At 60.6% G+C, this 18,030-nt stretch carries 17 protein-coding genes; 7 read left to right on the top strand and 10 right to left on the bottom strand.

The window, feature by feature from the left end; genetic code table 11:
• Positions 1–125 precede the first annotated feature (125 nt).
• Together WA225_RS13365 and WA225_RS13360 are read left to right on the top strand one after the other, a co-directional pair.
• Entirely contained in the window at positions 126–449 is a 324-nt protein-coding gene (locus WA225_RS13365) for a hypothetical protein (protein WP_422608287.1), read from the top strand.
• A 104-nt stretch (positions 450–553) separates the two neighbouring features.
• Entirely contained in the window at positions 554–1,321 is a 768-nt protein-coding gene (locus tag WA225_RS13360; RefSeq protein WP_422608286.1) for a YdcF family protein, read from the top strand.
• 42 nt (positions 1,322–1,363) lie between these two features.
• Here the strand turns inward: WA225_RS13360 and lnt are convergent, their stop codons facing one another.
• The 5 genes from lnt to miaB all read right to left on the bottom strand — a co-directional run bounded on the left by lnt (position 1,364) and on the right by miaB (position 6,792).
• On the bottom strand, positions 1,364–2,887 hold the full coding sequence (lnt, locus tag WA225_RS13355) for an apolipoprotein N-acyltransferase (RefSeq protein WP_422608285.1): 1,524 nt from the start codon (positions 2,885–2,887) through the stop codon (positions 1,364–1,366).
• A 17-nt stretch (positions 2,888–2,904) separates the two neighbouring features.
• Complete coding sequence (locus tag WA225_RS13350) at positions 2,905–3,744, bottom strand: HlyC/CorC family transporter (protein WP_007909641.1); 840 nt, start codon at positions 3,742–3,744, stop codon at positions 2,905–2,907.
• 5 nt (positions 3,745–3,749) lie between these two features.
• Positions 3,750–4,244: an rRNA maturation RNase YbeY gene (gene ybeY, locus WA225_RS13345; RefSeq protein WP_422608284.1), complete on the bottom strand. Its 495-nt coding sequence runs from the start codon at positions 4,242–4,244 to the stop codon at positions 3,750–3,752.
• The gene (locus tag WA225_RS13340; protein WP_008081076.1) at positions 4,237–5,235 is read right to left on the bottom strand and encodes a PhoH family protein; all 999 of its coding nucleotides are present in this window, start codon (positions 5,233–5,235) and stop codon (positions 4,237–4,239) included. Before WA225_RS13340 ends, ybeY begins: the two co-directional genes overlap by 8 nt.
• A 228-nt stretch (positions 5,236–5,463) precedes the next feature.
• The gene (gene miaB, locus WA225_RS13335) at positions 5,464–6,792 is read right to left on the bottom strand and encodes a tRNA (N6-isopentenyl adenosine(37)-C2)-methylthiotransferase MiaB (protein WP_007909647.1); all 1,329 of its coding nucleotides are present in this window, start codon (positions 6,790–6,792) and stop codon (positions 5,464–5,466) included.
• Positions 6,793–6,925: 133 nt separating this feature from the next.
• Here miaB and WA225_RS13330 point away from each other — a divergent pair, with 133 nt between their 5' ends.
• Positions 6,926–7,255 carry a DUF1820 family protein gene (locus tag WA225_RS13330; protein ID WP_003185742.1) on the top strand — a complete coding sequence of 110 codons (330 nt, stop codon included), beginning with the start codon at positions 6,926–6,928 and terminating at the stop codon, positions 7,253–7,255.
• 122 nt (positions 7,256–7,377) lie between these two features.
• On the opposite strand, the gene WA225_RS13325 is transcribed toward WA225_RS13330, so the two are convergent.
• The 4 genes from WA225_RS13325 to WA225_RS13310 form a co-directional block, all read right to left on the bottom strand.
• Positions 7,378–7,932: a tetratricopeptide repeat protein gene (locus tag WA225_RS13325; RefSeq protein ID WP_003228518.1), complete on the bottom strand. Its 555-nt coding sequence runs from the start codon at positions 7,930–7,932 to the stop codon at positions 7,378–7,380.
• Between the two features lie 225 nt (positions 7,933–8,157).
• On the bottom strand, positions 8,158–9,441 hold the full coding sequence (gene hemL / locus WA225_RS13320; RefSeq protein WP_422608283.1) for a glutamate-1-semialdehyde 2,1-aminomutase: 1,284 nt from the start codon (positions 9,439–9,441) through the stop codon (positions 8,158–8,160).
• 17 nt (positions 9,442–9,458) lie between these two features.
• Positions 9,459–10,082 carry a thiamine phosphate synthase gene (gene thiE, locus WA225_RS13315; RefSeq protein ID WP_422608282.1) on the bottom strand — a complete coding sequence of 208 codons (624 nt, stop codon included), beginning with the start codon at positions 10,080–10,082 and terminating at the stop codon, positions 9,459–9,461.
• Positions 10,083–10,100: 18 nt separating this feature from the next.
• Positions 10,101–10,898 carry a hydroxymethylpyrimidine/phosphomethylpyrimidine kinase gene (locus WA225_RS13310; protein WP_016986138.1) on the bottom strand — a complete coding sequence of 266 codons (798 nt, stop codon included), beginning with the start codon at positions 10,896–10,898 and terminating at the stop codon, positions 10,101–10,103.
• 348 nt (positions 10,899–11,246) lie between these two features.
• Between WA225_RS13310 and WA225_RS13305 the strand changes: the two genes are divergently transcribed.
• The 4 genes from WA225_RS13305 to WA225_RS13290 all read left to right on the top strand — a co-directional run bounded on the left by WA225_RS13305 (position 11,247) and on the right by WA225_RS13290 (position 17,747).
• Positions 11,247–13,601 (top strand): 7TM diverse intracellular signaling domain-containing protein, encoded by a 2,355-nt coding sequence (locus WA225_RS13305; RefSeq protein WP_422608281.1) that lies wholly within the window; start codon positions 11,247–11,249, stop codon positions 13,599–13,601.
• 97 nt (positions 13,602–13,698) lie between these two features.
• Positions 13,699–15,348, top strand: a complete 1,650-nt coding sequence (locus WA225_RS13300; protein WP_422608280.1) for an acyl-CoA dehydrogenase family protein — start codon at positions 13,699–13,701, stop codon at positions 15,346–15,348.
• 191 nt (positions 15,349–15,539) lie between these two features.
• A complete protein-coding gene (gene amn, locus WA225_RS13295) occupies positions 15,540–17,039 on the top strand; it encodes an AMP nucleosidase (protein ID WP_016986142.1) in 1,500 nt (499 codons plus the stop codon).
• A 72-nt stretch (positions 17,040–17,111) separates the two neighbouring features.
• Complete coding sequence (locus tag WA225_RS13290; RefSeq protein WP_422608279.1) at positions 17,112–17,747, top strand: pseudouridine synthase; 636 nt, start codon at positions 17,112–17,114, stop codon at positions 17,745–17,747.
• Here WA225_RS13290 and WA225_RS13285 read toward each other — a convergent pair.
• On the bottom strand, positions 17,742–17,951 hold the full coding sequence (locus WA225_RS13285; protein WP_007909655.1) for a DUF2788 domain-containing protein: 210 nt from the start codon (positions 17,949–17,951) through the stop codon (positions 17,742–17,744). The genes WA225_RS13290 and WA225_RS13285 overlap by 6 nt on opposite strands.
• Positions 17,952–18,030: the final 79 nt, after the last annotated feature.

Below are 18,030 nucleotides of genomic sequence, written 5' to 3'. Positions count from 1 at the left end.
CCCTGATTACAGCTACATACCCCGCAATATTTGCACGAGGGCCGTTGGTCGCGGCGTGCAGCCGGTTTGTGCAGCGAAGCTAAGCTCTAACTGGGGAGTGAGTCTTATCTTCAATGAGGTGAGGGATGGTGGAGCAACGGAAAAAAAACGTAACGAAACCCGAGCTGTACGAGAGGTTGATCGACCGTCTGGGTATGGCCCTGGACGCAGTAAAAACCGCTGACCGGCTGCGCGATGAGCGCCCCCTGGAACTGGAATTGCGTGGCTTGAGCCCCGCCGAGTTCAAACTGGTCAAGGCCTATCTGGATCGCAGTGAGCGTGAAACGCACGGATGCTTGTCACAAGCAGTGAAGCAACTCGATGCAGCACATTCGGCCAAGGTCATCTGGCTCAAGGACAAGGCACCCGGCAGAGACACCGTCAAGGTTCGCTCTCTGCAGGCCAAGTAAGCGCATGGCAGGTCAAGAACCGGATCTTTTTCAACAGGATCCCACCTATCGGTTGTAACGCTTTATTAACACTCTTAGGCTTCGGGCATCTTTGGAGATGCCCGATGCCTTTTCGTTATTTCATCAAACAACTTCTTTTGCCGCCCGGCATCCTCTTGCTGTTGTTACTGGCTGCCTGGTGGCTGCGCCGCTCACGGCCGCGGCTGGCCGGCGTGTGTTTCGCCATTGGTTTTGGCGGGATGTGGCTGATGAGTCTGCCGGTGGTGGTGCAATGGGGCGCCAAGGTGCTGGAGCGCGAGCCGCCGTTGGCCCGTGAAGAGTGGGCGACGTTGGCGCAGCGGGCCGATGCGATTGTGGTACTGGGTTCCGGGCGCGAGCGCGGCGATCTGGCCTGGGGCGAGGATCAGCCGACCGGTGTCGGGCTTGAGCGTCAGCGTTATGCGGCGCGGCTGGCCAAGGCGTCCGGTCTGCCGATTCTGACCAGTGGCGGCCTGCATTACGGAACGCCGCCGACCGAGGCGAAGCTGATGGCGGACTCGTTGCGTGATGACTTCGGCGTGACCGTGCGTTGGCAGGAAGGTGAAAGCCGGACGACGTGGGAAAACGCCAAACTCAGCGCTGACATTCTGTTGCCGCAGGGGATCAAGCGTGTGGTCGTGGTGACGCAGGCCTGGCACATGCCGCGATCGGTGTGGAGCTTTGAACAGGCAGGGTTTGACGTGGTGCCAGCGCCGGTGGGCTTTCTGGGCACTGATAACGCGAGGCCGTTTGGTGGCTGGTTGCCGGAATTCAAATCGATCTGGCAGAGCGGGCAGTTGCTGAATGAAGCGGTGGGGCAGGTGGGGTATTCACTGTTTTACCAAGCTGACTGATCATTCCCACGCGGAGCGTGGGAACGATCATTGTCGCAGGCTTTAAAGGGTTTTCGACATCCGGCTCGCCATCAATGCCCAGCCAAACAGCAGCAAGCAGACAATGATTAACGGCCACGAACGCCATTGCAGATACGGCGTCAGGTTGTGCATCGGCACCACTTCGCCGTACAAAATGCCTTGTTCAAACTGCGGAATCTGCTCGGTGATCTGCCCGAACGGGTTGATCAGACCGGTCACGCCGTTGTTGGTCGCGCGGATCATCCAGCGCCCGGCTTCCAGTGCGCGCATCTGCGCCATCTGCAAATGTTGCAGCGGGCCGATCGAGGTGCCAAACCAGGTGTCGTTGCTGATCGTCAGTAGCAGATCGCTGCGCGCTGACAGGCTGGCGGCAAACTCGGGATAGACCACTTCGTAGCAGATAAACGGTGCGATCTGATAACCCTTGGCCTGCAACAGCGCCTGATCGGCCGGGCCACGGGCGAAGTCCGACATGGGCAGGTCGAAGAAGGCGATCAACCCGCGTAATACGTCCTGTAACGGCACGTATTCGCCGAAGGGCACCAGTTTCTGTTTCAAGTAAGTGCCGTCGCCTTCGCCCACCACGGTGATGCCGTTGAAGAAGCGTTTTTCGTGACGAACCGTTTCGCGAATTGGCACGCCGGTGATCAGCGCCGATTTACGCTCGGCGGCGAAGGTGCCCATCATGCTCAGGTAGCCTTCGGCAGATTCCTTGAGCACGGGTACAGCGGTTTCCGGCCAGATCAGCAGGTCCACCGGCTTCGAACGGAAGCTCAAATCGCGGTACAGCGCCAGTTGCGCGTTGAGTTCGGCCGGGTCCCATTTCATGCTTTGTGCGACGTTGCCCTGAATCGCGGCAACACTCAGTGGCGCGCCGGACGGGCTGGTCCAGGCATGGCCCTTGAGCGCAATGCCGGCCACCCATGGCCCGACGAGCAACAACAGGCCCGCCGCAACAAAACCTTTGCGGCCGGTTTGCAGCAGACGCGGCGCGTTGTAGATCAGCGCGGCCGTCAGTGCCAGAACAAACGACACCAGCCACATACCACCAACTGGCGCGAGCCCGGCCAATGGACCGTCGAGCTGGCTGTAACCCGAGTACAGCCACGGGAAACCGGTGAGGAACCAGCCGCGAAACGCTTCCTGGCCAACCCACAACGCAGCAAAGGCCAAGGCATCAGCCACCGGCGCTTCGTTACGGCGCAACCAGCGTGCCCATAACCAGGCCGGCAGGGCGAAGAACCAGGCAATCGCCGCCGTAAACAGCAGCATCAGGAACCCGGCCAGCAGCACCGAAGCGCCGCCGAAATGGTGAATGCTGTAATAAATCCAACTGGTGCCGGCCCCGAACAGGCCGAAGCCGAAGCACCAGCCACGGCCCAGCGCCTGACGCGGACTCAGCTCGCGCAAACCGGCATAGAACAAGCCGACCGCCAGCAAAGCCAGCGGCCAGATGTTGAAAGGTGCCAGAGCGAACGTGGTGATAGCACCGGCCGCCACGGCCAGCAGGTTACCGGGCCAGCCGGGGCGGGTTGTCCAGCGCATTTCAGTCCTTAGATTTCTTACCGGGCGATAGGGGTCAGTCGCAGCAAATGAATCCGACGGCTGTCGGCGTTCAGGATGCGGAAACGATAGGCGCCGATTTCAGTGATTTCGTTGCGTTTTGGCAAGTGCCCGAACGCGCTCATCACCAGGCCGCCGACAGTGTCGAACTCGTCATCGGAGAACTCGCTGTCGAAGAACTCGTTGAAGTTCTCGATTGGGGTCAGGGCCTTGATCAGGAAGTCACCGCTGGGCAGCGGCTTGATGTAGCTGTCTTCTTCGACGTCGTGCTCGTCTTCGATGTCGCCGACGATCTGCTCCAGCACGTCTTCGATGGTCACCAGACCTGCCACACCGCCGTATTCGTCGATGACGATGGCCATGTGGTTGTGGTTGGCGCGGAATTCTCGCAGCAACACGTTCAGACGCTTGGACTCCGGCACGAAGGTGGCTGGGCGCAGCAAATCCTTGATGTTGAAGCTGTCGCCGTTCTCCTTGAGGATCAGCGGCAGCAGATCCTTGGCCAGCAGCACGCCCATCACGTCGTCATGGCTTTCGCCGATGACCGGATAGCGCGAGTGGGCCGAGTCGACCACGGCCGGGAGGAACTCACGCGGTGTCTGGGTCGCCTTGATGCTGATCATCTGCGAACGCGGCACCATGATGTCGCGTACTTGCAGGTCAGCCACCTGAATGGCGCCTTCGACGATGGCCAGCGCTTCGCTGTCCAGCAGTTTGTTCTGATGTGCATCACGCAGCAGCTCGAGGAGCTCCTGGCGGTTCTTCGGCTCGTGGGCAAAAGCCTGGGTCAGTTTACCCAGCCATGACTTCTGCCCGTTGCTCGATCGATCTTCGCTCATAGCGATTACTCTGAATCCTTTGTTGTAACGATAGGGGATGTTTCGGTTTCGTCATCCGCGTACGGATCGGGATAGCCCAATTCGGCAAGCAACTCGCGTTCCAGTGCTTCCATTTCCTCGGCTTCTTCGTCATCTATATGGTCGTAACCGAGCAGATGCAAGCAGCCGTGAATGACCAGATGTGCCCAATGGGCGTTTAGTTCCTTGCCTTGCTCGGCAGCTTCGCGTTCGACCACGGCGACGCAGATCACCAGATCGCCGAGCAGCGGGATGTCGAGAAACTCGTCAGGCACTTCAGCCGGGAACGACAGGACGTTGGTCGCGTAATCCTTGTGGCGCCAGGTGTGATTGAGCTCACGGCCTTCTTCCTCGTCGACCAGACGAATGGTCATTTCCGAGTCGGCGGTGCGCTGGCGCAGGGCCAGTTCGCACCACAGACGGAAGTCGGCTTCACTCGGCGCGTTCGCGTCAGTCGCGATTTGCAGGTCTAGCTCAAGCATTTCGCGAGGTGTCCTTGGGTGCTTCGTCACGGTTTTCGAAGCGCTCGTAGGCTTCGACGATCCGCTGTACCAAAGGATGACGCACGACGTCCTTGGGCTGGAAGTGCGTGAAGCTGATGCCCGGCACGTCTTTGAGCACTTCGATCACATGATGCAGACCCGACTTGGTGCCTTTCGGCAGGTCGACCTGAGTGATGTCACCGGTGATGACTGCAGTGGAGCCGAAGCCGATCCGGGTGAGGAACATCTTCATCTGCTCGACGGTGGTGTTCTGGCTTTCGTCGAGAATGATGAAGCTGTTGTTCAGCGTACGGCCGCGCATGTAGGCCAGCGGCGCAACTTCGATGACCTGACGTTCGATCAGCTTGGCCACGTATTCGAAGCCGAGCATCTCGTACAGCGCGTCGTAGAGCGGGCGCAGGTACGGGTCGATCTTCTGCGACAGGTCGCCGGGCAGGAAGCCGAGCTTTTCACCCGCCTCAACCGCGGGGCGCACCAGCAGGATGCGCCGGATCTGCTCGCGCTCCAGTGCATCGACGGCGCAAGCCACGGCCAGATAGGTCTTGCCGGTACCGGCCGGGCCGATGCCGAAGTTGATGTCGTTGCCGAGGACTTCCTTCACGTAGCGCAGCTGATTCAAGCCGCGCGGGCGAATCATGCCTTTCTTGGTGCGCAGGGCGACGGAGGCTTCGGCGGGGGCGTGATTGTCCAGCTCGACCACGGCCGATTCCTGCAGGAACAGGTGAACCGTATCTGGCGACAGCTCTGAACCTTTGGTTTCCCGGTACAGGCGACGAATCAGATTTTCCGCAGACGTGGTGTGTTTCGGGTCGCCGATCAGCTCGAACTGGTTTCCGCGGTTGCGGATCTCGATGGTCAGGCGCTGTTCGATCAAGCGCAAATGCTCGTCGAATTGCCCGCACAGATTGGCGAAGCGGCGAGCCTCAAAGGGCTCGAGGATAAAACGATGTGGTTCTATGGGTGCGTTCAAGGTCGTATTTAGCCGCCCTGGGGCAATTAAGATGAAATCAAGGATAACGCCAGAGGCCTGGGTGCGAAAGCTCTTAAATTAATGAGCACAATCTCAAGAACAGTGCAGTTCACTGTGGGAGCTGGCTTGCCAGCGATGAGGCCGTCAAAACCAGCGAAACCGTCGCCAGTTACACCGCTATCGCTGGCAAGCCAGCTCCCACAGGTTCTTCTGTGCTGCTGGTATCTGTTACTGGATCAACGAGCCGCGCAGCGAGTGCGGCTGCGCCGCGTCGATATGCACGTCGGCGAACTGGCCGATCAGGGTTGGATTGTCGCAGCGGAAGTTGACGATACGATTATTCTCGGTGCGCCCTTGCAGCTCGCCCGGGTCTTTTTTCGAGTAATCGGTCACCAGAATGCGCTGGATCGAACCAACCATTTGTCGGCTGATCTCGAAACCTTGCTGATTCAAACGATGTTGCAGCGCGTTAAGGCGCTCCTTTTTCAACTCTTCCGGCGTCTCGTCGGCCAGATCGGCAGCCGGGGTGCCCGGGCGCTGGCTGTAGACGAAAGAGTAGGAAAAGTCGAAACCGACGTCGGCAATCAGCTTCATGGTCTGTTCGAAATCTTTCTCGGTCTCGCCGGGGAAACCAACGATGAAGTCCGAGCTGATGCAGATCCCCGGCACCGCCGCGCGCAGTTTGCGCAGCTTGGATTTGTACTCAAGCGCCGTGTGGTTGCGCTTCATCGCCGCGAGAATCCGGTCGGAGCCCGATTGCACCGGCAAATGCAGATGCTTGACCAGTTCCGGCACGTCGGCGTGGGCCTGGATCAGGCTGTCGGAGAATTCCAGCGGGTGCGAAGTGGTGTAGCGAATGCGGTCGATGCCATCGATGGCAGCGACTACGCGGATCAGTTCGGCAAGATCGGCCAGACGACCGTCATGGGTCGTACCGCGATAGCCGTTGACGTTCTGCCCCAGCAGCGTCACTTCACGCACGCCGTTTTCGGCAAGGTGAATGACTTCGGCGATCACGTCGTCGAACGGCCGGCTGACTTCTTCGCCGCGGGTGTAAGGCACCACGCAGAACGTGCAGTACTTGCTGCAGCCTTCCATCACCGACACATAGGCGCTCGGGCCATCGATGCGCGGCTCGGGCAAGTGGTCGAATTTTTCGATTTCCGGGAACGACACGTCGACTTGCGGCAGCTTGGTGATGCGCGCGGCGTCGATCATCTCCGGCAGACGGTGCAGGGTCTGCGGGCCGAACACGACGTCGACGTACGGCGCGCGATCACGGATCGCCGCGCCTTCCTGGCTGGCCACGCAACCGCCGACGGCGATCACCATCTCCGGGTTGGCCAGCTTCAGTTCACGCCAGCGACCCAGCTGCGAATACACGCGATCTTGCGCGCGCTCGCGGATCGAGCAGGTGTTGAGCAGAATCACGTCGGCGTCTTCGGCACGCGCGGTGACTTCCAGGGCCTGATGTTCGCCCAGCAGATCGACCATGCGCGAGCTGTCGTACTCGTTCATCTGGCAACCGTGGGTTTCGATGTAAAGCTTCTTGGCCATGGATTAGGGTCGTCACGTGATTCAAAGAACCCGGCATTATAGGGAACAAGCCCGCAGGTTCCTACCGCTGTGCGTCCGGAGGCTATGCTATAGTTTGCGCCCTCATTTTTATCCCCGATGTTATCCCCCCGCCATGACCAAACGCGAAGCTCCAATCTATAAGGTGATTTTCCTCAACCAGGGCCAGGTGTTCGAAATGTACGCCAAGCAGATCTATCAAAGTGATCTGTGGGGTTTTCTGGAAGTGGAAGAGTTCGTCTTTGGCGAGCGCACGCAAGTGGTCGTCGACCCGAGCGAAGAAAAGCTCAAGGCGCAGTTCGAAGGTGTGGTGCGCAGTTTTGTGCCAATGCATTCGATCGTGCGCATCGACGAGGTGGAACGTCTGGGTACCCCGAAAATCAGCGAAGCCCGTGGTGCGGTCGGCAATGTGATGCCGTTTCCGATGCCGATGCCTGAGAAGTAACAACAGATCCTGGATTGATCGTTCCCACGCTCTGCGTGGGAATGCCGCCTTCGACGCTCTGCGTCGGTGACGCGGAGCGTCACGGGATGAATTCCCACGCAGAGCGTGGGAACTATCGGCGGTCAGGGAAGAGGGGAGAAAGGCGTACGCCCATCGGCGCTCTGCAGTTCCATCAGGTATTTACGGAAAATTTGCCCGAGCACCTGCGTGGCAGTCTCGAGATCTTCACGGGACATTTTTTCCGAGACCTCGTCAGCCGTATCCAGCGCGTCTTCAGCGCCGTTGACCGCAGCCATCTTCAGCACGATGTACGCCTGGATGTTGTTGGCCTGCACGCCTTCACCGTGGAAGAACATCGTGCCGAGCTTGAACTGTGCCTGAGCGTGGCCTTGCAACGAGGCTTTTTCGAAATAGCTCAGGGCTTGATTGAGGTCGCGCGGCGCGTTCTTGCCGTCGTAGTAGAACTCACCCAACTCGTATTGCGCTTGCGCATCCCCTTCGTCCGCCGCTTTCTGGCAGGCGGCCAATGCCTGCGTGACGTCTTGCGGCTGAGTATTGAGGGTGCAACGACCCATCGCCGGGATCAACAACGAGTTGCCGCCTGCTTGTGCATGCGCGAGCAGGGGCTGAAGGAGCAACAGGCAGCCCAAGGCAAGGGTGCGGCCGGTGCGGTTCATGGGAATCGACTTACCTCTGAAGGGCACGCGGACCCATCGAGGGATCCAATAAGCGCGCATTATGAAATAAGCGGGGCCAACCTTACAAAGTCTTTACTCGTTTTTCTGCTGCGCGGGGAATATATCGCCCACTTTATGCAAGCTTTTTGGCAGAAGCGTCGGAAAAACCGGCGAGGTGTAGGTGAAAGCTGACGCTGGCGATAGCCAACGTCAGCGGTGCGGAGATTACTTCAGTGCGGCGAAGGCGCGCTCGGCAGCGTCGAGCGTCAGTTTCAGCTCGGCTTCGCCATGAGCGATCGAGGTGAAACCGGCTTCGAAGGCGCTCGGTGCCAGGTACACGCCACCTTCCAGCATCAGATGGAAGAAGCGCCCGAACAGCGCAGCGTCGCTGGCCATCACGTCTTCAAAAGTGACAATGTCGTCGGCGCCGCTGAAGTACAGACCGAACATACCGCCAGCCTGCGTGGTCACGAACGGAATGCCAGCGGCATCGGCGCGTTGTTGCAGGCCATCGAGCAGGCGCGTGGTGTAGTCGGTCAGCTCGGCGTGGAACCCCGGACGGCTGATCAGGCGCAGCGTGGTCAAACCAGCGGCCATCGCCAGCGGGTTACCCGACAGCGTGCCCGCCTGATAGACCGGACCCAGCGGCGCGATGCGCTGCATGATTTCACGCTTGCCGCCGAAGCAGCCCACGGGCATGCCGCCACCGATGATCTTGCCGAAGGTGGTCAGGTCAGGATTGACCCCGTAGTACGCCTGAGCACCGCCGAGGGCGACGCGGAAACCGGTCATCACTTCGTCGAAAATCAGCACCACGCCATGCTTGTCGCACAGCGAACGCAAGCTTTCGAGGAAACCTGGCGCTGGCGGTACGCAGTTCATGTTGCCAGCCACCGGCTCAACGATGATGCACGCCACTTCTTCGCCAACTTCAGCGAGCATCTTTTCCACAGCGTCGATGTCGTTGAACGGCAGGGTCAGGGTGTGTTTGGCGAAGGCTGCCGGTACACCGGCCGAGCTCGGCACGCCTTGGGTCAGGGCGCCGGAACCGGCCTTGACCAGCAGGCTGTCGGAGTGGCCGTGGTAGCAGCCTTCGAACTTGATGATGCTGTCGCGACCGGTGTAGCCACGGGCCAGACGGATGGCGCTCATGGTCGCTTCGGTCCCGGAGCTGACCATGCGCACCATGTCCATCGACGGCACCAGCGAGCAGACCAGGTCGGCCATTTCGGTTTCCATCGCGGTCGGCGCGCCGTAGGACAAGCCGTGTTGCAGCTGATTACGCACCGCGTCGAGCACGTCCGGGTGGCTGTGGCCGAGGATCATCGGGCCCCACGAGCCGACGTAATCGACATAGCGCTTGTCGTCTTCGTCAGTGACGTAGGCGCCTTCAGCGTGCTTGAAGAACAACGGCGTGCCGCCAACGCTCTTGAACGCACGGACTGGCGAGTTGACGCCACCGGGAATGTGTTTCTGGGCGTTGGCAAACAGGGTTTCGGAACGAGACATGATCGGGCTCTCAATCTTCAGGATTTGAACAATTCGTTGAATGCGCGGGCGCGGCGGGTCACTTCGGCGGTGCTCTGGGCACCAAACAGACCGTGGACCACAGCGAGCAGGTCGACGCCATGGGCGACCAGCGGCGCAGCGTTGTCGAGGCTGATGCCGCCAATCGCGCAGATCGGCAGGTGCAGTGTGCGCTTGGCTTCGTCGAGCAGATCGAGGCTGCACGTCGGTGCGCCGGGCTTGGTGTTGGAATTGAAGAAGCGGCCGAAGGCGACATAACTCGCGCCTTCTTTGGCGGCTTGTTCGGCCAGCGCGATTTGCGCGTGGCAGGTCGAACCGATGATCGCTTTCGAACCGAGCAGCGCGCGGGTCGGCGACAGCGGGCCGTCGGTCTGACCGAGGTGCACGCCGACGTTGAGGCGCGCCGCCAGTTCAGCGTCATCGTTGATGATTAGCTGAGTCTTGTAACGCTCGCACAGATCGCGCAGCGCTTCGGCCTCGCGCAGGCGGCGGGCCTCGTCGCTGCTCTTGTCGCGATATTGCAGCAGGGTGACGCCGCCTTCCAGCGCCGCCTCCACGTAAGACAGAAACTTGCCGGCCAGCAGTTCGCTGTCGGTAATGGCATACAGGCCACGTAGTTTCATCGGGCAGACCTCACGACGTTACGAGCAGAAATCCAGCGGCAGGCGACGCGGGACGAACTGGCCTTTGCCCAGTTGTTCGGCATCGCGCAGGGTGCGCCAGGTGTAATCCAGTGCGCTGCGTACGGCGCTGGCCAAGTGTTCACCCTGGGCCAGTCGGCCGGCGAGGGCGCTGGCCAGAGTGCAACCGGAACCGTGATAGCTGCCCGGCAGACGCTGGCAGACAAAGGTTTCACGCAGACCGTCGCGGCTGTACACGCGGTTATGGATTTCAGTTTCGTCGCCATGGCCGCCGGTGATCAGCAGGTTTTTGACGAACGGCAGGAGTTTTTCAGCGCATTCGTCGGCCGTGCCTTCAGGCAGTTCGGCGAGGATGCGCGCTTCAGGGAGGTTAGGGGTGGCAATGATCGACAGCGGCAGCAGACGCTCACGCATCGCATATCCCACCTCGTCCTTGCCCAGACGTCCGCCGCCGCCGGCGCGCAGCACCGGGTCGCAGACCACCGGCAAGTGCGGGTGCGCCGAGAGCAGTTCGACAACGGTGTCGACCATTTCCAGCGAACCGAGCATGCCCAGTTTGACCGCGGCGACTTCGGAGTCGTTGAGCACGGCATTGGCCTGGGCCAACACCCACTCACGATCGAGGACGCGGAAGTCAGTGACATTGACGGTGTCTTGCACGGTCAGGGCGGTGACGGCCGGAGCCGCATGGCAACCCTGCGCGAGCAGGGCTTCGATATCTGCCTGCAAGCCGGCGCCACCACTTGGGTCGTGGCCGGAGAGACAGAGGACAACGGGGCGAGAGCTGTAGATATTCATGGTGCGCGAGCTTACCACCAAAGCTGATTTTCGGGTTCAGTCCTGAGGGTGTTCGCTAGCAGATTGTCGGACAACACTGCAGCTAACCGGATGAATCCTCTCACCACAAAGGTATTCACATCATCAGGTGTTGTAGTGAGCTGACCGACTCAACAGCTCTAGTCCGCTGCTTTGCTCTGGAACGCCCGTTCTAGAGCCTTTGTAGGAAAAATTTCGATGGTGCACAATGGCCATCAACGGCTATGCTAGTCTGGATCCAAACCAATAACAGGTAATACCGGTTTTACGTCTACTCAAAGGGAATGGGGGGCTTCCTGACACAACCGGACGAGCCACGCTGGGGCTTCAATGCGCTATTTGCTGATGTTGCTGTTCTGCTTGCCCCTCCTGGCGAGCGCCGTCGAATTCGACGAGTTCACCCAGAGCCTCCCTCTGGGCCGATCGCTGCAAGTGTTCGAAGACCCGAGCGGTCAGGCGAGCATTGCCGATGTTCGCGCGCAGGCAGCCGCCGGCAATTTCAAACCCCACGATAAAGCCACGTTGAATGCCGGTTACTCGCGCTCGGCGTTCTGGCTGAAGATTGATCTGCATTACCGTCCGAGCAATCCCGCCGCCCAGCGCACCTGGCTGCTGGAGCTGGCGTATCCACCGCTCGATCATCTCGACCTCTATATGCCTGACGCCCGTGGCGACTACCGCCTCGTCCGCCAGACCGGTGATGCCTGGCCGTTCTCCAGCCGCGAAATTCGCCAGAACAACTATTTGTTCGACCTTGCATTCCAACCCGATCAACAGCAAACCGTGTACCTGCGTCTGGCCAGCGAAGGCTCGATCCAGGCCCCGGTGACGTTGTGGTCGAGCACCGCGTACCTCGAAGACCAACCGGTGCGCCTGTATGTACTCGGCATCATTTATGGCGTGTTGCTGGGGATGCTGGTCTACAACCTGTTCATCTACCTCAGCGTGCGCGACACCAGTTACCTCTATTACATCTTCTACATTGCCTCGTTCGGTCTCTATCAACTGTCGGTGAACGGCGCGGCGGTGGAGTATTTCTGGCCGGACAATCCTTGGTGGGCCAACGCCGCGACGCCGTTCTTCATCGGCTGTGCGGGCCTGTTCGGCAGTCAGTTCGCCCGCAGTTTCCTGCAGACCAAAAACCACAGCCGCTGGCTCGACCGCCTGCTGATTGCACTGATCGCGTTCGGTGCGCTGGTGGTTGGCTTGTCGCTGATGACCAGTTACGCATTGTCGCTGCGCCTGGCGACGATACTGGCGCTGACCTTCACCGTGGTGATTTTCGCCGCAGGGATTCTGGCCTGGTGGCGCGGCTTGCGCGTGGCGCGTTATTTCATCATTGCCTGGTCGGCGTTCCTGCTCGGCGGCATCGTCAACACGCTGATGGTGCTGGGCCTGCTGCCGAACGTGTTCCTGACCATGTACGCCAGCCAGATCGGTTCGGCCATCGAAGTGGCGCTGCTGTCGCTGGCACTGGCCGACCGCATCAACGCGATGCGCGAGCAACAGGCGCAAACCCTGTACGACGCCGGGCAAAAACTCGAAGTGCTCAACCAGCAACTGGCGCACAGCAACAAGCTCAAGGACGAATTCCTCGCGACCCTGACCCACGAATTGCGCACGCCGATGAACGGTGTGATCGGTTCGCTGGAACTGATGCAGACCGTCGAGCTGGATCCGGAGCTTGAGCAATACCAGCAGACCGCCGCCGGTTCCGCCCGAGACATGATGCGCATGGTCAACGGCATCCTCACCCTCACCGAATTGCAGGCCGGCAAGCTCAAGGCTGCGCCGGGCAGCTTCAGCCTGCGCGCGGTGGTCGAAGCGTTGCGGGTGCAGTTCGATGGCAATGCGTCGAGCAAGTCGCTGGACTTCAAAGTTGAAGTACTGCCGACCTTGCCGGATCGCCTGCACGGCGACAGCGCCAAACTCGCGCAATGCCTGGAATGCCTGCTGGATAACGCGATCAAGTTCACCCGCATCGGTGGTCTGGCGCTACGGGTCACTGGCAAACCGTCGACGGACAATCGTCTGGCGCTGTCGTTTGCGGTGATCGACACCGGTATCGGTTTCACCGATCTGGGTGAGGCGACGATGTATCAGCGTTTCTTCCAGCTCGACGGTTCGATGACCCGCGAATATGGCGGACTGGGCGTTGGTCTGGCGATCTGCCGACAGTTGGTCGAGTTGCTCGGGGGCAAACTCACTCATCGCTCGGAGCCCGGGCGTGGCAGCCGCTTCCAGCTGGATGTCGAATTTGAGTTGCCGGTGGTTGAGGCGGCATCGACGCCGATACCCTCGCGCGATTGCGTGCGTGCGCCGCAGGACTGCACGGTGTTGCTGGTGGACGACAACAGCGTCAACCAACTGGTGATGCGCGGCATGTTGCTCAAACTCGGTTTTCGCGTGCGCACGGCCGACAACGGCGCGGCAGCGCTCGATTGCCTGCAGCGTGAAACGGTCGATGCGGTGCTGATCGATTGCCAGCTACCGAGCCACGAAGGCGCTTCATTGTGCTGCCAGATTCATGCGCTGCCGGGCTGCGCCAATCTGCCGGTGTTCATGCTGGCGTTGAGCGCTGATCGAGAGCTTTGCGCAACGGCGGGCGCGATCGATTATCTGAATAAACCGGTGAAATTCGAAGACCTGCAATCTGCGCTGGAACGGCGTGTGTTGTGCTGCTGACAGGGTAAAAGCGCCGCAAATTCGGCTGATATGACACTTTGACCGCTTGCGGTGCGGTGCTTAACTGAGTTCCTTGGTTGCCCAAAGGAGCCCCGTCATGAACCTGCATCAGTTCGCCGAAACCCACGAAGTCACCAACCAGCCACCGTCGCTGGACGGTACTAACCTTTACCGCATCGACCTGCCGTTGCAGGAATGGTCGCGGCGCTTTGGGGCCGGTTGGGCGGAGTCGCGGATCGATGCCTACGGCGCGCTCGCCGGTGGCCCGCTGATGGCAGCCGGGTTTCTCGCCAATCAGAACAAACCAACGTTTGCCAGCCACGACCGCTACGGTCATCGCATCGATCTGGTGGAATTTCATCCGGCCTATCATGAGTTGATGCGCACGGCGATCGAGCACGGTCTGACGTCGATGCCGTGGACCCAGCCGCAGGACGGTGCCCACGTCGCCCGCGCGTCCATGAGTTATCTGCACAGTCAGGCCGAGGCTGGCAGCGGTTGCCCGTTGACCATGACCTTCGCCAGCGTGCCGGCCCTGCGTTTGCAGCCGAACATCGCCGAGCAGTGGCTGCCGAAAGTCCTCGCCACCCAATACGACCCGCGCAACGTCGGCATGGCGCACAAGGCCGGCGTGACCATCGGCATGGCCATGACCGAGAAACAGGGCGGCACCGACGTGCGCGCCAACACCACCAAGGCGTATCCGGTCGGCGCCAGCGGTCCGGGTCAGGCCTATGAACTGGTCGGGCACAAGTGGTTTTGCTCGGCGCCGATGTGCGATGCCTTCCTCACGCTGGCGCAGACCGACAAGGGTTTGAGCTGCTTCCTGTTGCCGCGTCATCGCCCGGACGACACGCGCAATCAGTTCTACATCCAGCGTCTGAAAAACAAACTCGGCAATCAATCCAACGCCTCCAGCGAAGTGGAGTTCCGTGGCGCGCTGGCGTGGATGGTCGGCGAGGAAGGGCGCGGGGTACCGACCATCATCGAAATGGTTGCCATGACCCGCTTCGATTGCATGGTCGGTTCCAGTGCGCTGATGCGCCAGGCACTGACCCAGGCCAGCCATCACTGCGCGCACCGCAAGGTCGGCGGCAAACTGCTCAGCGAACAGCCGTTGATGCAAAACGTGCTCGCCGATCTGGCCCTGGAAAGCGAAGCCGCGCTGGCCCTCAGTTTGCGCATGGGCCAGGCGCTGGATCATCTGGATGACCGCCACGAAGCACAATTTGCCCGCCTGGTGACGGCGGTGGGCAAGTATTGGATCTGTAAGCGTGCGCCGGGGATGATCAATGAAGCGGCCGAATGCATGGGCGGCGCCGGGTATGTCGAGGACAGCATTCTGCCGCGCCTGTACCGCGAGGCGCCGGTGAACTCGACGTGGGAAGGCTCGGGGAATGTGCAGTGCCTCGACGTGCTGAGGGCGTTGTCGAAAGAACCGGGTGTGCTGGATGTGTTGTTCAGCGAGTTGGGCGACGGGCATGGCGACAAGCGTCTGGCTGCGCATATTCAGCAGTTGCAGGCGCAGTTCAAGGACACCAGTGATATTCAGTACCGGGCGCGGCAGTTGACTGAAGATATTGCGCTCGGTTTGCAGGCCAAGCTGTTGCTGGAAGCCGGCAACGCGGTGGTCAGCGACGCGTTCATTGCCAGCCGATTGAGTGGTGGCGGCCGCGTCTACGGCGCCTTGCCACGTGGGCTGGACGTCGAAGCCATCGTCGCCCGCTCAACCCCGCAAGGTTTCTGACTCAATCTCTCAAACACCCCAAAACCCTGTGGGAGCTGGCTTGCCAGCGATAGCGGCCTATCAGTCAACATCGATGTTGAATGTGCCGGCCTCATCGCTGGCAAGCCAGCTCCCACAGGTGTTCGCTTCGTCTGAAAGATTTGGCTACACCCACAACGCCACTGTTCCCGTGACGCCACGATGCAGGCAAGATGAAGCTCTGCAAGTCAGAACACAGGAAGCTGATCGTGACCGAAGCGTTTATTGTCGTTCAAACCGCCGAACAAGCCGTGGACCGTCTGGCCGAGCTGCATGAGCGGGCCACCACTGCGCTGAACTCGGCGCTCAAGCGTTACCTCAAGGATCGCGTCGAGCCCGACGCTGCACAGCGTGCTCTGTTTCGTTATCCCGAACTGCGTCTGACCTACCATTGCCAGGGTGAAGTCCCGCAGACCACCCGCGCTTACGCCAAGGTGCAACTGCCGGGCACTTACAGCGTCACCGTCACCCACCCGGCGGCGTTCCGCAAATACCTGCTCGAACAACTTGTGCCGTTGATGCACGACTTCACCGTGACCGTGGAAGTCGGCGTCAGCCAGCAGAACATTCCGTATCCGTACGTGGTCGAGCAGGGCGATGAACTCGCCGGTTCCGGCGTCACCGCCGCCGTGCTGGCGCGGGTGTTCCCGAGTACCGACCTGTCCGCCGCCACCGATGGCATCGCCGACGGTCTCTACGACTGGGAAAACACTGATCCGCTGCCGCTGGCCTTGTTCGACGCCGCGCGTGTGGATTTCTCGCTGCGCCGTCTGGTGCACTACACCGGCAGTGACTGGCGGCATGTGCAGCCGTGGATTCTGCTGACCAACTATCACCGTTATGTCGACCAGTTCATCGTCCATGGTCTGGAGCAACTGCGCCGCGACCCGCGTTTCGTACGCATGGTGTTGCCGGGCAATGTCATCATCGAGAAGGGCATGGATCACGGCGAAGCGTCGGCGATTGCTGCCGGTGTGGTCTGGCACCGATACCAAATGCCGGCCTATCACCTGATTGCCAGCGATGGCCACGGCGTGACCTTGGTGAACATCGGCGTCGGCCCGTCCAACGCCAAGAACATCACCGACCACTTGGCGGTGCTGCGTCCGCATTGCTGGCTGATGATCGGCCACTGCGGCGGCCTGCGTCAGTCGCAGACCATCGGCGACTACGTGTTGGCCCACGCTTATATGCGTCGCGACGGCATTCTTGACCGCGTTGTACCGCCGAACATTCCGATCCCGGCCCTGGCCGAAGTGCAGATGGCGCTGCAGCAGGCAGCGGCGAATGTCACTGGCGAGAAGGGCGACGACCTGAAAAAACGCCTGCGCACCGGTACCGTATTGACTTACGACGACCGTAACTGGGAATTGCGCTGGGCTCAGGAGCGGCCGCTTATCAACCTGTCCCGCGCGGTCGCGGTGGACATGGAAAGCGGCACGATTGCCGCGCAGGGTTATCGCTTGCGGGTGCCGTACGGCACGTTGCTGTGTGTCTCGGATAAACCGCTGCACAGTGAAATCAAGCTGCCGGGTTCGGCCAACGCCTTCTATGAACGCGCGGTCAGCCAGCACTTGAAGATCGGCATCGAAGCGGTGGACTTGCTGCGCACCGAACTCAATTCATTGCACTCGCGCAAACTGCGCAGCTTCGACGAACCGCCGTTCCGTTAACGGTTAGTCGTGGTCATTTGGCGGTCGGGGCACTAGCATTAGCAGCCCTGACCGTTAGATGTTCTTTTCGCCATGTCCCGTCCTCCGCGTCCTCCTTCTCGCCGTCCTGGTGTGAAGCCTCAGTCTGCTTCGCCGCGCCGTGTTGCCAAGGCCCCCCCGGCCGAGCCGAAGCTGATCCTGTTCAATAAACCGTTCGATGTGTTGACGCAATTCAGCGACGGCGAAGGGCGGGCGACGCTCAAGGATTTTATCGATGTGCCCGGGATTTATCCGGCCGGACGCCTTGATCGCGACAGCGAAGGCTTGTTGCTGTTGACCAACGACGGGCAGTTGCAGGCGCGCGTCGCTGATCCGAAACACAAACTGGCGAAAACCTATTGGGTGCAGGTCGAAGGTGTGCCGACGGCCGAGCAATTGCAGCGCTTGCGTGATGGCGTCGAACTGAACGACGGCATGACCTTGCCCGCCGAAGCGCGGCAACTGGACGAGCCCGAGCTGTGGCCGCGCAATCCGCCGGTGCGCTTTCGCGCGACCATACCGACTTCATGGCTGGAACTGGTGATTCGCGAAGGGCGCAACCGTCAGGTGCGGCGCATGACCGCGGCGGTCGGGTTGCCGACGTTGCGGCTGGTGCGGGTGAAGATTGGTGACTGGTCGATCGAAGGGCTTGATCAGGGCCAGTGGAAGGAAGTGCCGGCGCGCTTATAGAGCGCCGGATTCGATCAGGCCAATCACCACGCTCTTGATGATGAACGCGGCCACGCCCAGGCCCAGCACGAAGAACAGAATAAACGAGCCAAAGCGCCCGGCCTTGGACTTCTTCGCCAGATCCCAGACGATAAAACCCATGAAAATGATCAGGATGCTGACCAGGCCGGTCATCATCCACTCTTCTAATAGTGCTGGATCCATTGGGTTTCTCCGACGCGCGCGCGGCTAAAAGGGCGCGGCGAGTATACGCCAAGGTGTGTGGGGGGGCATTGATCTGGGT

Origin of the sequence: Pseudomonas sp. (assembly GCF_049300855.1) — a bacterium.
GTDB lineage: Bacteria > Pseudomonadota > Gammaproteobacteria > Pseudomonadales > Pseudomonadaceae > Aquipseudomonas.
The sequence above is the reverse complement of the archived record's forward strand: the minus strand, read 5'-3'. Positions and strand labels throughout refer to the sequence as shown.